The sequence below is a fragment of the Paenibacillus agaridevorans genome (assembly GCF_018604145.1).
GTDB classification, from domain to species: Bacteria; Bacillota; Bacilli; order Paenibacillales; family Paenibacillaceae; genus Pristimantibacillus; species Pristimantibacillus agaridevorans.
In genome coordinates this window covers 7,923,667-7,937,923 of sequence record NZ_CP075889.1, presented here as the reverse complement: position 1 = coordinate 7,937,923, position 14,257 = coordinate 7,923,667, and the positions used below count along the sequence as shown (strand labels likewise).

Genomic DNA, 14,257 nt, shown 5'->3' with positions numbered 1-14,257 from the left:
TCTATTATAAGGGGTTTCCGGCTGGAACCAAAATCCATCTAAGCAAATAAACGTTTAACCTCAACATTGTGACAGAGGCTAGAACAATGAAGCTTGGATCGTGAAACGTTCACAATATATTAAATATTTGCCCATTGTGCAATATTGCTCATTGAGCAAATTCGATGTTATATTGAATTCAGACTTCTATGAGATCGGCGCTTGATGAGCGGAGGTGACTGAAAAGAATGAACAAATCAAATTTGCGCGAAATCAAAAAAGAAGCGACGGGGCACGCTCTGGCGGAAGCCGCATTTCAGCTGGCGCTGGAACGCGGGATGGACGGCTTCGTCGTGGAGGATATCGTCCAGCGGGCCGGATACTCCCGCCGCACGTTCGCGAACTATTTCTCCTGCAAGGAAGAAGCCGTCGCTACGGCGTCGGTGCCGTATCACGACGTCGGCGAATTCTACGAGCTGCTAAACCGGATGCCCGACTCCACCTCGCCCATCGACGCCATGTACCAGTTCGTGAAGATGCAGCTGGCGGAGGAATCCTTGCGCCGAATGAAGCAGCTCTTTACCCTGTCCAAAAGTTACCCCAACCTGAAACCCTACACCCTGGGCGCTGTTCACCTCTTGCAGCGGGAAGCGCAAAATCTCTTGACCGGCTTGTTCAGGGAGACGCATCCTCCCGACTATACTTACTTGCTCGCCGGCTCCGTATGCTCCACCATTGTGCCGCTGCTCGACGGAACGCTCCGCGTGTTGCTGCCGGGAGAATCGCCCGACAACGATCCCGAAGCGCAATCCTTCGACGAATACTTCGATACGGCGTTCCGTTACTTGCGGAATGGCTTCTAACGAGGTAGTTCCAAAGGTCATTGGACCGAATAACGTTTGACGTGTTCGAATGAAATCTTTTAGCTCAAACTCAGCTATTAAAGGAGACACTAACTGCATGTCCAAATTATTGTATCGTATCGGCAAATCCGCCTTTGGCAAGCCTTGGGCGTTTATCGCGGCATGGATTCTGATCATCGGCATCGTCGGCGCCATGCTCGGCATCAACGGCATGAGCGTCAGCTCCGAGATGAAGATTGAAGGCACGGAGTCGCAGAAGGTGCTCGACAAGCTGGAGCAAGAGCTGCCGGAGGCGTCCGGCGGCCAAGCCAGCGTGCTCTTCACCGCGCCTGAAGGCGAGAGACTCGACACGCCGGAACGCATCGCAACGATTACCGAGACCGTGGGCAAGGTGTACGAGCTCGAGTACATTATTAATCCCGCCGAGCTGGCGGCCGCAGCCGGCGCGGACCTGAGCGCAGGGCAAGCCGCGCAAGGCGGTGCCCTGGCAGGGGCCGCTCAGGGCGCTGACGCCGGCGCTGCGGCAGGAGCGGCCGATGCGGCTAATGCTGCAGGCGGCGAACTCCCTCCTTACATGCCGCTTATGATCAACGGGATGCCTGTACCAGGCGTGTTGATCGCAACGGACGGAAGCATCGCCCTGTTCCAATTCCAATTCACCGTGCAACAGAACTCGCTGCCGCAAGGCGTAACGGATACGGTGGTGGAAGCCGTTACCGAATCCGTCGACGGAAGCGGTATTACCGCGCTGCCAAGCGACTCGCTAAAGGCTGTCGTGGTCCCTATCGGCATTAATGAAGTGTTCGGGCTTCTGATCGCGGCCGTCGTTCTCGTTATATCGCTGGGCTCGCTCGTCGCTGCCGGCCTGCCCATCATCACCGCGCTCTTTGGCGTAGGGATCGGCGTCGGAGGCGCGTTCGCCCTCTCCACCTTTGTGACGATGACATCGTTCACGCCTGTTCTGGCCCTCATGATCGGACTGGCGGTTGGCATCGACTATGCGCTCTTTATCGTAAACAGACAGCGCCGACTCATCTTCGACCAAGGCCTGACAGCCCGCGAAGCCGCCGGCCGCGCGGTCGGAACGGCAGGCAGCGCCGTATTCTTCGCCGGTCTGACGGTTATCATCGCCTTGTGCGGCCTGCTCGTTATCGGCATTTCCTTCCTCAGCATGATGGCTCTCGTCGCTTCGGTTACGGTGCTTCTCAGCGTGCTGATCGCTCTTACGCTGTTGCCGGCATTGCTTGGTCTGATCGGCGAACGTATCTGCTCCGATAAGGCACGCGAGAAGAACCGCGCCAAAGCCGCAACCAAACAACATGGCGTCGCCGACGCATGGGTAAAAGGCATCGTGAAGTTCCGCTGGCCGGTCATCCTCGCGGTTATCGTCTTGCTGGGCGCAGCGGCGATCCCGGCAGCGAAGATGGAGCTGGGCATTCCGTCCGGCGCCAGCGCGAACCTGGATACAGCCGCCCGCCAGAGCTACGATGCGATTTCCGCCGGTTTCGGAGAAGGCTTTAACGGCCCTCTGCTCATCGTCGCCGAACCAAAGGATTCCGCAGGCGTCATCGCTCCGGAGGTGCTCGGGGGCATCGTGCAGGAAATTCAGAAAAACGAAAACGTATCCGTCGTGCAGCCGATGGGAATGAACGCGGAAGGCAACATCGCCATTCTCAGCCTGATTCCGAAGACGGGTCCGACGGACACGGCGACGAAGGACCTCGTGCAGGAGCTTCGCGAAGATGATTCCGCTATCGCAAGCCATTTCGGCGTTACGCTTGGCGTAACAGGCTTCACCGCCATTAACATCGACATGTCCAGCAGGCTTGCGGAAGTATTCCCGACCTACATCGGCGTTATCGTGATCCTGTCGCTGATCATTCTGCTGCTCGTCTTCCGTTCCATTCTTGTTCCGATCAAAGCGACGGTAGGCTTCTTGCTCAGCGTGCTTGCCACGTTCGGCATTACGACCGCCGTATTCCAATGGGGATGGGCGAGCAATCTGTTCGGCGTGGATACCGGCGGACCGCTTATGAGCTTCATTCCGATTCTCGTGACAGGTATTCTGTACGGACTCGCGATGGACTATCAGGTATTCCTCGTCTCCTCCATGCGCGAATCGTACGTGCACGGCCATCGCGGCAGAAGCAGCGTCATCCATGGCTACGACCAAGCCAGCCGAGTCGTTGTCGCGGCCGCCGTCATCATGGTTGCCGTATTCGCCGGCTTCGTCCTGACGCACGATATTATGATCAAACAGATCGGCTTCGCGCTCGCGCTTGGCATTCTGATCGACGCGTTCTTCGTTCGTATGGCGCTGGTGCCGGCCGTCATGGCCATCTTCGGCGACAAAGCCTGGTGGCTGCCGAAGTGGCTCGACCGCCTGCTGCCGAACCTCGACGTCGAAGGCGACAAGCTGATCGCCGAGCTGCAAGCCAAAGAGGGGTCCAAGGCTCACTAGGCAGCTAGCAGACGCCGACCGTTCAAGGACTGGCGGCATAATAAGCTACGGGTATGGCATTCAACCGGTAAAGACGGCCAATCGGGCTCCCCCAAAGCGCACAAAGAAGCTTCCACCCAAAATCGGATGGAAGCTTCTCTTTTATTCTAACAGCTATCAAGGCAAAACCACTCGCGGGGCCCCATCATTCCGCTTTCTTCTCGAAAGCGTAAGTGCCGCTAAACAGATTATCGTCGTGAAAGGCGATAATAAGCATATCGTAATGCTCTTGGGTGAGCACGTCCCGCAAACTGAACTCCGTATAATACCGATTGTCCAGAACGGTCAGCTTGTTGAAGTGTTGAGCCAAGTATGGCGTAAGCGGGTTCATGAACGAATCCTTCAGCAGCAGGACATTCAAATCATTATTCGCTTGCGAATTCTCATATACGATCTTCTGACGGTCGCCCCCGAAGATCGCCCCGTAAGTATAGGTGCTTCGACCCCGCTTGAATCCGTAAAACTCGTCAAACGATTTGATCGTTTGTGAACCGTCCTTGTTAATGACCTCGAAATGCGAGAAGGAGAAGGGAATTCGAGGCTCGTAAATGATCGTTCGGTCGGCTTTCTTCGGATTGATAATTTCGTTGATCTGGTTGTTGTAGCTGCCCTCGAACGCGCCGTCCGTTAATTGAGAGATGTGGATATCGTCCAATGCCATAGGCTCATCCGAGAAGATAGGCGACCTGCCCGAGATTTGTTCAATCATTTCCTGATACGCGGTGAAGGCGCCTCTTACATTCCAATGGTGGTCGGTTTCCAAGTACATCCCTTCCAGCTCCGCCTTCTTAAACGTATCGAACTTGTTCCCGATATCAACGACATTCACCGAAGAATCCAGCTTGGATAAAAAATACTGTTTTGACATGCTGTAAGCATCGGTTTTCAAATATGCGGGATACAGATGCATTAATGCTTTCGTTCTCGACGGATTGAAGACAAAATACGTTTCGGTTCCTTGCTCCTCGGCAAATTTCACCGCTTCGTTCAATTTTGCGGTCGCGGAGTCAATCTGTTTGGTAAAGACGTTTTTGCTGGGAACAGGGAATATCCACTTCTTGTTGATCAGCACAAGCTTCGACACAATACGAGAATCCGTCACAATCGTCCCATTCTCCGGATTCGGCGAAGGGGCGGGACGGAGCAAGTTTTCGAACAGCATCGCATTGAACACCTTGGAGTTTTGCTGCCGTTGATACATCTTCACCATCTCGTCGCGAAGCACAATCTGGTCGTTCGCATATTGATTCATATCCTCGAAGAAGCTTCGCGAGAAGAGCAAAGAGGCTCTGAACGCCGGCAACTTACTTAACGTTCTCTTCTCGGTAGCCGAGAAGCTGTTGTCCGGCATGACCACGCTGGCTATAGAAAATCCGAATATTATGGTAAGAAAGGCTCCGATATAGACTTTTGCTAACGTTCTGTTCAAGTTGATACTCCCTAATAACTTTGATTTTGTTGGACATCATGCTAAAATCTGAAATACAAGAACGGATTGTACGTCGAATTAACCAGATACAATATCACTTGCGCAAATAAGAAAAAGCAGAAAATCAATGAAACAACTTCGCGTACAATGCCCATCGAAGGATGAAGCTTCCGTTTCTGCAACAGCGGATATACCGGCATGGCTACAATAACCGCAATGGCGAAATAGAACCAGTTCAAAGACAGCAGCGACAATGCCTGGGCATCCAAAATCTCTTTACCGCGAGAAGAAAACATTGCGGCCAGGTAATCTGTTGCGTAGCTGAAATTGTCGGCTCGGAAGAACACCCAGCCAATCATCACAAGCAGCAGCACCAGCACATGATTGAACGGATAGAGCTTGGACAGCCACTTCTCCAGATAAAATTTCTCCAAAGCGATGAGCGCTCCGTAATAGATGCCCCAAGCCATGAAAGTCCAGCTGGCTCCATGCCAGAACCCTGTCAATGCCCACACGATCAGTAGATTGCGGCACAGCTTCCACTTCGACACTCTGCTTCCACCCAGCGGGATGTAGACGTAGTCCCTGAACCAACTGCCGAGAGAGATATGCCAACGCCGCCAGAACTCCGAGATGCTCTTGGCGATATAGGGATAGTTGAAATTCTCTTTGAACTCGAATCCAAACATTTTGCCCAGACCGATCGCCATATCGCTGTAGCCCGAGAAATCAAAATAAATCTGCAGCGTATACGCTATAATGCCAATCCACGCACTGCCAGTGGAAAGGTCGGATGTCGATGTCATAAATATCGTGTCCGCTACGGCGCCGAGCGGGTTGGCCAGCAGAATTTTTTTGGACAAACCCAGAATAAACCGTTGGATGCCTTGGGCGAATTGAGTGGAGGAGAAGACGCGCCGGCTCAACTGCTTGGCGACATCGTTGTAACGGATTATCGGACCTGCTACTAGCTGCGGGAAAAAGGTAATATATAACGATAATTTGAACAAATTCCGCTGGGCTTGCTCTTGTCTGCGATAAATATCAATGAGATAGCTCAGCGCATGAAACGTATAAAAGGAAATACCGATCGGAAGCGGTATCGTTTGTAGATGAAAATTCGTATGCAAGGCGGCATTGACCGCATCAACGACGAAGTTGGCATATTTGAAAAAACCCAAAAGCCCGATATTGACCGCAATGGCGGTAGCCAGTATATAAACCCTCTTCTTATCGCTGTTCTCCGACCGATCTATCCAAATACCATAGCCATAGTTGATAAGAATGGATACGATCATGAGAAATACATACCGAGGCTCTCCCCAGGCGTAGAAGATCAAGCTGAAAATCAATAGAATGATATTTTTATATTTGAACGGAAAAACGAAGTACAAGACCAGGATAAGCGGCAGAAAATAAAACAAAAAGATGACGGAACTGAAAACCAAAACGTGCTTCCCCCTAGGTTGAATAATTCAATAATTGTCTGAAAAAATGGAGTAGCGGAGCGTTGCCACGTCCCTCCGCTCCCATAAAACGGTTTTAAGATGTCACTGCATGCGAGGCATTCCTTCCTGAACGCTTCCGTTATGATAAATCCCAACCTCCTGACGATCCCAAGTGTAAGATGGTTGCGGCCAAAAAAGTTGTCCCTCTCCCTTTATATCTCCCAATAATTTCATTGAACTTCTCCTTATCCAGCGAAAATTCATTTTTTAACGGGTCTTGAAAGAATAACCCCAACTTCCGAACCTGGCAAGAGGCATCAGACAAATAAACCGAGCTTGCCCGGATGATATCCGTGCAAAACTCGGTTTTTATTGGGTCATAACAGCGTTATACTTCTACAACGGCCTTGATTACCTTCGACGCCGGATTCAGCCAATCGCCAAACGCTTCGATCATACCCTCGAACGACGAACGATGCGTAATAAAGCGGCCCATGTCCAGATAACCTTGCCCGACAACGTCGAGCACATGCTGAAAGTCGGCCGCCGTCGCGTTGCGGCTGCCCATCAACGTCAGCTCCCGCTTGTGGAATTCGGGATCCGAGAAGGCGATCTCGCCTTTTACAAGACCGACGAAGACCAGCTTGCCGCCAAAGGAGACCAGCTCGAACGCCTTCTCCATAGACTTGGCGTTGCCCGTTGCGTCGAATACAACGGCGGGATATTCGCCGTCCGTAAGCGCGGCAAGCTGCTCCTTCGCGTTCGGCGCCAGCGCGTCGATCCGCTCGTCGGCCCCCGCCCACGAAGCGCAGAAGTCCAGCCGCTCCCGCGAGATGTCCATCGCGATGACGCGGGCGCCTGCATGTTTGGCGAAAGCCATGACGCCCAGCCCAATGGGACCGGAGCCGATAACGAGCACCGTATCGGACGGCATGACGCCGCCTCGCCTGACCGCGTGCGCTCCTATGGCTAACGGCTCTACTAGAGCAGCGTCGTCCAGCGACAAAGAATTTACGTTGAGCAGATGGGACACCGGCACGGAGATGCGTTCCCTCATTCCGCCATCCCGATGCACGCCGAGGACCCGCATCTCTGCGCAGCAATTTGTCTGCCCGCTCCGGCATGCCCGGCAACTGCCGCAATGCAAGTACGGAATGATCGCCACGCGATCGCCTGGGGACAAGCCGCTATCGTTTCCGTCGATCGCAATAATAATGCCGGACAGCTCGTGACCCAGTATACGCGGGTACTGGAAGAAGGGCTGCTGCCCCTTGAACGCATGATAATCCGTGCCGCAGATGCCGATCCTCCGAATGGCGACGATGGCATGCCCCTCCGTAAGCTCCGGCTCGGGCAGGTCGTCCCTCAGGCGGAACGACTCCATTTCCTCGCATACGATTCCCTTCATCTATGTCCCTACTTTCTCTCTGTCATAAACGATCCCGTCGATTCGTTGTAACGCGGCAGACCGCTGTTCCAAGTCTCGTTATGCACCGGCTTCAGCACATCAAGCACCTCGGAGAGCAGCTCCGGATCCATCGGCTCGTCCGTCCATGCCGCGTTTCTCGCGATATTAGCCGGGTTGGCCGTACTGACAAGCGTTGTAGGGATACGCTCCTCCGCTGTCGAGAACTGAATCGCCAGCTTCGCGATGTCCTCGCCCCGTTCTTCCACGAGCCGAGCCGCTCGCAGGCAAGTCTCCTTGAGCTCGGCGCTTGCCGGATGCCAGTCCGGAGTGCCTCTCGTGCTCAAAAGCCCCATTGAGATCGGCGAAGCGTTAACCAATCCGACGCCGCGCTCCTCCAGCAGCGGCAGCAGGCCCAGCAGCGAAGTATCGTTAAGCGAATAATGGCAATACGAGATGATGACATCCACGTCGGCCTGCGGCAGCATTTGCTCGAATAGAGCCAGCGGAAGTCCGCAAATGCCCGCGAACCGGATTTTGCCTTCCTTCTTCAGTCGTTGCAAGGCAGGAATGGCTTCGCCCACGATGATGTCCGGTTCCACGAACTCGATATCATGCAGGAACAGCATATCGACGTAATCCGTATTCAGGCGCCGCAGACTTTCCTCCAGGCTCGACTCGATCCGCGCTGCCGAGAAGTCGAACGCGTTCTCGCCGTACCTGCCTGCTTTCGTGGACAAGTAAAAGCGGTCCCGCGAAGTCTGCGCAATAGCCTGGCCTAGCACGGTCTCGGCCTTCGTCGCTCCATAATACGGCGAAACGTCGATCAGATTAATGCCGGCGTCCAATGCCGCATGCACCGCGCGAATTCCTTCCGCGTCATCCGTCTGACGGAACACGGAGCCCAGGGAAGAAGCGCCGAAACCAAGCCGCGACACTTCAAGGCCGGTCTTGCCGAGCAAACGATATTTCATCGCGATCCCTCCGTCTCTTGCAGCTTGTAGAACCGTCTTGCGTTCTCGCCGAACAGCTTGGACCGCGACCGCTCTCCCCAGTCTTTCGGCAGAGCTCCCTCCAGCAGAGCGACGACCTCGCCGTAGCTTGCCGCAAGCAGACACACCGGCCAGTCCGTACCGAACATCACTCGATCCTCGCCAAAGACGGCCAGAACGTGGCGGATATACACTTCGAAGTGCTCCGGCTTCCAACTCCGATGATCGGCCTCCGTCACCATGCCGGACAGCTTGCAGTACAACCGGGGATGAGACGCGGCCCGCTCCATCTGCTCCGTCCACGGCTGTAACGTCCCTGCCGCAATATGCGGTTTGGCGATATGGTCGATGACGCCCCGCAGGTTCGGAACGGCATCCAGCAGTTCTAGCAGAGGATCCAATTGATCGGCTGTCGCCAACAGATCGACGGGTACGTCCAGCTCGGAGTAAAAGCGCAGCGCTTCCACGAAAGGAGGCTCCAGTATGCGCCTGGCATCCGGCATATCTTGAATCATGATGCGGAAGCCGACGAATTTGGGATACTGCCGGAACCGCTCGTAATGCTCCTTGTGAGCGGGATCGAATAGATCCAGCCAGCCCACTACGCCAAAAATGTTATCCGAAGCGTCCGCCAGAGACAACAAATATTCCGTCTCCTCAAGGGTAGGTGCCGCTTGAACGACGATGGTGCCGTCCAGCCCATGCCTGGCAAGCTCCGGCTCCAGGTCCCGAGGCAGGAAATCCCTGTACAGAACCGGCAGCTCCGGCGTGATCCATCCGTAGTCGTCCCGGGACATCGTCCAGTAATGCTGATGGGCATCAATGCGCATGACGCAATCACTCCTCTCTTCTCCCTCTATTGTACGAACGCCGATCGGAAATTGAAATGTCGCCGCATTGCAATAATATGTCCGATTTTGATATATTGAGGGCAATAACCGGATTGGAGGCTTGCCGCTTGCAGCCTGTTCGCAAACCGTTCCATCTCGATCCCGTCTTTCCATTCGAGCTTGTCTACAAGGGAGTCCGCTATTCGGACAACGAGTGGCCGGACCATCTGCATGACCTTTACGAGCTTGTATACATCCACGAAGGCACGGGGTCCTTCTTCATCGACCACACTATCTACGAGAAAGGCCCCGGCGACCTGTTTCTCATTCCCGGCAACACCGTGCACCGCGCGTTTCCGTCCGCCGACGAGCCCATCGTTTCGACCGCGTTGTTCTTCTCGCCTCCGCTCGTGGAGGCCGACTCGCTCGGCGATCGATACGAGCCGCTCCAATGCTACAACATGGCCAGGGGACAGAAGCGCTACAAACTGACCCCGGCGGAGACCGATCATACCGGCATCGAGCTTCTGCTCCGCGCAATGTCGGAGGAGATGGCCAGCCAGGAGGCGGGCTACCGGCACGCGATCCGGCTCCATCTGCTGCGCCTCTTGCTGGAGCTCGCGCGGTTGCCTGCCGTACACGCAGCCCCCGCCGCAGCCTCCGGCGGCTTCGGACCGGCCTGGATCCGGCAGGCGCTGCGCGACATGAACCGCGATCCCGTCGGCTGCGGAGGACTTGCTGATCTGGCGGGACGCGCGGACGTGAGCCCCAGCCACTTCTCCCGCGTCTTTAAGGGGCTGACCGGCATGACCGTGACCGACTACGTAAACGCCAAGCGGCTTGTCCGCGCCAAAGATCTGCTGCTGTCGACGGACGACAACATCGAAGATATCGCAGCGGCTTGCGGCTTCCTGGGCATGCGCCACTTCTACGAGCAGTTCAGGAAGTTAACGGGGTTAACGCCCAAAGCTTATCGGGATCAAATGAAAACCTGATTGATCATCAATCAGATAAATGGATTTTGAAGCGAGGAGGAGATACAAGTGTCCAGCTCCTTAGACGAGACGCGGCAGCTTTACGAAAAAGACGAGGTTACGAACAGCTTTCTGAAACGGCATCCCGTTCATTGCGAGTTTCGAACCGGGAAATTGCCCCGCAAGCGACTGCATTTTCACGAAGGCTGCGAAATTTATTTGTGCCTCGGCGGCAGCGGCTCTTATATCGTCGAAGAGAAGCTGTACCCGCTCCATGCCGGGACGCTTACGATTATCGGCCCCAACGTCGTGCATCATCCCTACTCTGGAGAGGATTCGTTCAGCCGCTATATTTTGACGATAGACGAAGCCTATCTGGCAACAATGGGGCAGCTATGCGGATGGAAGATAAGCCCCTTCGGCCAGTTGTTAGGGGGCTCCTCGACAAGCAGCCACTACTTCCTGACGGCGGCGCAATCGGAGCGCGCCCGCTCGGCGGCCGCAGGGTTGGCCGAGCTTCTGTGCTCGCCGGATCCGCTACGGGAGCTAGCGATGCTGCATCGCCTGACGGAAGTGATGCTGCTGATCGGGGAGCTGCAGCATTCGCCGGCGGAGCAGCAGCTCGCCAGCGGCGCGAACGAGCGGCTTATTCAGGAGGTGGTCGCCTGCATGGCCGTGTCGTACCGCGACCCAATTACGATCGACGGCTTGCTGGAACGGTTTCCCGTATCGCGTTCGAAGCTGCTGCAGCTCTTTAAGGCGACAACGGGCTTTACGGTGACGCAATTGCTGACGGAATATCGGCTTAATCAGGCGAAACGGCTCCTCGCGGGCACCGACTGGCCGATGACGGAGATTGCCGCTCAATCGGGCTTCGGCGATCTGTCCCACTTTTACCATGTATTTCGAAGAGAGAGCGGCATTACGCCGAGGCAATACCGTCAGAAGGCGTTGGAGTAGGAAAAACTCCCCGTCTCCGCCCTTGCTTGTGCTTTAGAGGAAAACCCTACCTCTAATCCTGCTCGAATTGCCGTTTTTGGGCTGAATCATCTCGGTTAATGGGAGCCCCTCTAATCCGGGCCTTGACCGCTCAACTACTCCCGCGGTTCCTCGCGCAGCGGCTTGACGTCGAGCGGGATCTCGCCCTGCTCCGTCTCCGCCAGTCTCGCCTGGAACGAACCTTCGTACTCGAATACGGTGCCGATCAACGGATTATTTACCTCGACCGAAATCCGGTAACAGTCTGCCCGATCGTCGTACCATTCGCAGACGTCGGCGATGCCGGTCAGACTTGCGGGGAATCGGAATTGCAGCAGTCCTTCGTAGAAGCGCTGCTCTCCCGAGCGAATGCGAATGCCCCCGTTGGGAGCTGCCGATATTTGCAGGTCGACCGCGAGATGCTGCTTGGTGCCCAAATAATCGACGATCCTCCCGCGACTATCGCTATAGATCATCGTGGCGTCGAAACGGCGGATGGCGTTCGGAAACTTGAAGGAACGAATCCATGTCACCGTCTCTCTTCCATACCCGTCCACATAAGCGTAATTCTCGATTGTAAAGGGGATGTCGCGCCCTCCCTGTGGAAACATGATATGACGCTTCGTTCCTGCATAAAGAGGCAGTGCCGCCAGCTTGGCGTAACGGATTCGCTCCATCGTTCCTCGGCCAACGGACTTAACCCGGTCGGAGCTGCTAAAGCCGAAGCGCTCTCTTATGCGGGGGTGCAGCTTGGAGAAATCGGCGCCCAGCGCCTTCTCATAGATAGACTTCATGACTGCCGCCTCCTTTCTCCACGCTGACTTCATCCTCGTTCCTCCGACGGCAACGGCCGGCCTTCGGTACGCCAGACGCCGTCATAGCGGCAATGATCGCCAATGCCAGCATGGGAGCAGTCAACACGAGGGGATTAAATGGCGATAACAGCAGCTCCGGCGTTCCGGCAATCGCCGCGCCCCCCAGCAGGACGAGCAAAATAGATTGGCCGACATAAGCCGCTCTTCGCCGATGCCATATCGCTATCGCAATCCCCATGCCGATCTCCGCCACTCCCAACAAAGGCAGCAATACATGCTCCACGTTCGGGAACAAGCCGGTCGCCTGATAGATTTGAAGCTCCCCGCTATCCGGACTAATCAGCTTCGGCACAAGCCCCTCATACAGCCACAGGAGAGACAATAACGCTACGCACGCATAATGAATGACCGCTCTCTGAATCGTAACGGCAGGCGCGATGCCGCGCTCTAACCAGATCCGCAGCATATCGAAGCTCCAGGCGGTCGCATAGCCGAACAACGGACGGAACGCCAGCCGATCCAACAGCCGGCCGACAATCCCGAACCGCGTCGTATAATTGAACTTCGTGCTAAAGGTTATTCGATCGCCGTTTGGCTTGTACCGCCAGTATCCGCCGCCCCGTCGTATAAGCGAAATCGGCTGCTCGGATTCGAATGCGAGCGTGGAGAGCGCGCCTCCGGTTGCGATTGATCTGGAGCTCCTTGACTCGCCAGTGCCCGCGATTGCAATCCCGAAGCCGATACGGGTCCGGTAGAGAAACCGCTGCGGAGAGTTCTCTCCTTCTTTCGGAAGATACGTAATATCGGTAAAACGTAAATCCCATTGCCGGTGCAAGTTCGGCTCCTGAGTGTGACTCCATATAGCATCCATATCGGCAGCGATATCCAGTTCTACGTAGATCGGCGTCGTTCTCATATGCGCTCTCCCCTGTTCTTCCCTTCGCCCGGGTTGTTGCGATAATTGTAACGCCAGTCGGCCGAACGCGGCAGTTCCAACTATTGTGGGTCCACGCGCGGCAAGGGTACTACGCGGCGTAGTACCCTTGTTGTATGCTATCAAGCTCGACCAGCCTCCTTCTGCTCGTTTTTAATGTTACGGAATTCCTTAGGAGTCATATCGCAATGTTTTTTGAAAGACTGGATAAAATGATTGACGTGATTAAAACCAACTCTCCTGGCGATCTCGGTTACGGAATGATCCGTGGAGTCTAACAGCTCGCGGCTTTTTCGGATGCGGTACTTAACCAAGTAGAAGTATGGCGTCATGTGAATGCTTTTCTTAAAGCCGCGAGTGCACTCCGACACGCTCAGATGCGCGGCCTCGGCTATTTCCTTCAAGGTTATATTATCCGTGTAGTTTTGGTGAATAAAGCTAAGCATTAATTGCAGTCTCTCTTGTTGAAGCCTGTTATGTTTGGAGGACTCCTCCGCAGGCAATGTCATATTTGAGACAAGAATCATCCATAACTGTACCGTTCGAATGGAGATCTCGTATTGCCATCCCCAGGCTTTTTGTTTCTCGAATTCCTGCTTCATATCCCACAGCATGTTCAGAATCTGATTATGCCACTCCGAATCCCCCCTGATTATCAATGACAGTAAAGAAGAATGAGTAACCGGGTGCACGTAAAGTTGCTCCATAGCGCTGTCCGGGTAGAAGGCGAGCAGCTTCTCCGGGAAGTTAAAGCTGACGTATTCGCCGCCATGGGTTAGACGGGATACGATGTGCAGCACGCTTTTATTGATAAATATGGCTTCGCCTGTCGACAGACGATAATCGATGCCGTTAATTTGTATTGTCATCTCCCCTTTGGTCACCAGGGTCATCTGCAATTCTTCATGCCAATGCAGATCGTTGATTCCCCTGCCATCGGGAATCGATCCTTCGTTCGTATGCGTGTACATTACGTACGGAAAAGCTTCGTCCGGATATTGTATGGTTTCGTGCAGTGGTTTCCCCACGGGGCCGCAACTCCTTTATATGACGATATTTCTATACAAATTAAAGATATTATTGCACGAAATTAAAGACTGTGATGATATT

General features: G+C 54.6%; 12 protein-coding genes. 4 read left to right on the top strand and 8 right to left on the bottom strand.

What is annotated here, in order from left to right:
* Positions 1–227: 227 nt before the first annotated feature.
* Both KJW29_RS31840 and KJW29_RS31835 read left to right on the top strand, forming a co-directional pair.
* Positions 228–842, top strand: a complete 615-nt coding sequence (locus KJW29_RS31840; protein WP_214627607.1) for a TetR/AcrR family transcriptional regulator — start codon at positions 228–230, stop codon at positions 840–842.
* A 97-nt stretch (positions 843–939) separates the two neighbouring features.
* A complete protein-coding gene (locus KJW29_RS31835) occupies positions 940–3,303 on the top strand; it encodes an MMPL family transporter (protein WP_214627606.1) in 2,364 nt (787 codons plus the stop codon).
* Positions 3,304–3,487: 184 nt separating this feature from the next.
* Here the strand turns inward: KJW29_RS31835 and KJW29_RS31830 are convergent, their stop codons facing one another.
* The 5 genes from KJW29_RS31830 to KJW29_RS31810 form a co-directional block, all read right to left on the bottom strand.
* A complete protein-coding gene (locus KJW29_RS31830; RefSeq protein WP_214627605.1) occupies positions 3,488–4,771 on the bottom strand; it encodes a DHHW family protein in 1,284 nt (427 codons plus the stop codon).
* A gap of 41 nt (positions 4,772–4,812) precedes the next feature.
* A complete protein-coding gene (locus KJW29_RS31825) occupies positions 4,813–6,219 on the bottom strand; it encodes an MBOAT family O-acyltransferase (RefSeq protein WP_214627604.1) in 1,407 nt (468 codons plus the stop codon).
* Positions 6,220–6,607: 388 nt separating this feature from the next.
* Entirely contained in the window at positions 6,608–7,627 is a 1,020-nt protein-coding gene (locus KJW29_RS31820; protein WP_214627603.1) for a zinc-binding alcohol dehydrogenase family protein, read from the bottom strand.
* 8 nt (positions 7,628–7,635) lie between these two features.
* Complete coding sequence (locus KJW29_RS31815; RefSeq protein WP_214627602.1) at positions 7,636–8,598, bottom strand: aldo/keto reductase; 963 nt, start codon at positions 8,596–8,598, stop codon at positions 7,636–7,638.
* Positions 8,595–9,446: an amidohydrolase family protein gene (locus tag KJW29_RS31810; protein WP_214627601.1), complete on the bottom strand. Its 852-nt coding sequence runs from the start codon at positions 9,444–9,446 to the stop codon at positions 8,595–8,597. Before KJW29_RS31810 ends, KJW29_RS31815 begins: the two co-directional genes overlap by 4 nt.
* A gap of 77 nt (positions 9,447–9,523) precedes the next feature.
* Between KJW29_RS31810 and KJW29_RS31805 the strand changes: the two genes are divergently transcribed.
* Both KJW29_RS31805 and KJW29_RS31800 read left to right on the top strand, forming a co-directional pair.
* Entirely contained in the window at positions 9,524–10,441 is a 918-nt protein-coding gene (locus KJW29_RS31805; protein ID WP_246608465.1) for an AraC family transcriptional regulator, read from the top strand.
* Between the two features lie 48 nt (positions 10,442–10,489).
* A complete protein-coding gene (locus KJW29_RS31800) occupies positions 10,490–11,380 on the top strand; it encodes an AraC family transcriptional regulator (protein ID WP_214627600.1) in 891 nt (296 codons plus the stop codon).
* Between the two features lie 134 nt (positions 11,381–11,514).
* Here the strand turns inward: KJW29_RS31800 and KJW29_RS31795 are convergent, their stop codons facing one another.
* The 3 genes from KJW29_RS31795 to KJW29_RS31785 form a co-directional block, all read right to left on the bottom strand.
* On the bottom strand, positions 11,515–12,192 hold the full coding sequence (locus KJW29_RS31795; RefSeq protein WP_187103619.1) for a DUF4166 domain-containing protein: 678 nt from the start codon (positions 12,190–12,192) through the stop codon (positions 11,515–11,517).
* Positions 12,176–13,129: a DoxX-like family protein gene (locus KJW29_RS31790; RefSeq protein WP_214627599.1), complete on the bottom strand. Its 954-nt coding sequence runs from the start codon at positions 13,127–13,129 to the stop codon at positions 12,176–12,178. The genes KJW29_RS31795 and KJW29_RS31790 overlap by 17 nt, the downstream gene beginning before the upstream one ends.
* A gap of 140 nt (positions 13,130–13,269) precedes the next feature.
* Positions 13,270–14,175 (bottom strand): AraC family transcriptional regulator, encoded by a 906-nt coding sequence (locus KJW29_RS31785; protein ID WP_214627598.1) that lies wholly within the window; start codon positions 14,173–14,175, stop codon positions 13,270–13,272.
* Positions 14,176–14,257 lie beyond the last annotated feature (82 nt).